The organism is Streptomyces sp. WAC04114 (assembly GCF_019733245.1).
Taxonomy (GTDB): Bacteria; Actinomycetota; Actinomycetes; order Streptomycetales; family Streptomycetaceae; genus Streptomyces; species Streptomyces massasporeus_A.
Window position 1 is genome coordinate 1 of record NZ_JAIGQA010000395.1, and the last position, 772, is coordinate 772.

The 772-nt window shown below is 70.9% G+C and carries 1 protein-coding gene; it reads right to left on the reverse strand.

The window, feature by feature from the left end; all coding sequences use genetic code 11:
• Nucleotides 1-621 (reverse strand): TetR/AcrR family transcriptional regulator (locus K4G64_RS39405; RefSeq protein ID WP_308122618.1); only part of this gene is annotated, 621 nt, incomplete at its 3' end.
• Nucleotides 622-772: the final 151 nt, after the last annotated feature.

Below are 772 nucleotides of genomic sequence, written 5' to 3' on the forward strand. Positions count from 1 at the left end.
CTTCCTCGTCATCGGCGGACTCTGGACGATGGACCCCCACACCGACTGGCAGCCGCGCGCCACCCGCAGCCCGTCCATGACGAAATCCAGCAGGCGGGTGGCGCGCGGCTGCCAGTCGGTGTGGGGGTCCATCGTCCAGAGTCCGCCGATGACGAGGAAGAGGTCGCTCGCGGTGACTCCCGGACGGATGGTGCCGGCCTCCTCCGCGGCCCGCAGGAGGAGTTCGGCCGCCTCGGTCACCGGGGCGTGGCCCGGCTTCTCCGGCCCACCGGGTGCGCTGGTGGCCTGGCGGATGGCGTCGGCCAAGCCCGCCTTGGTCATGGCGAACCGTGCCAGCCGGTCCATCCACTCGCGCAGTGCCCGGTCGGGCTCCCGGCTCTCCAGCAGCGCCGGAGCGGTGTCGGCGACCTGCTGCATCTCGTGCCGGTAGATCTCCAGGACGAGCGCCTCACGGGTGGGGAAGTGGCGGTAGAAGGTGCCCTGCCCGACGCCCGCCTTCTTGGCGATCGCGCTCAGCGGGACTCCCGCCGAGCGTGTCAGTTCCTCCAGCGCGACTTCCAGGATGCGCTCGCGGTTGCGCTGCGCGTCCGAGCGCAGGGGAGCGTCCTTCTTCTGCCGCACCCGCCCTCCTTTCGGGCCATGGCCGAAACCAGCCCCTTGTTAAGCGGACAGTTGTCCGTTACGTTTTCCGGGTAACGGACAACTGTCCGCTTGCCCCATCGTATCGGCGTGCCCTGCGTGCGGACAGCCCGCGGCTGCCCTGCCCCGGGCC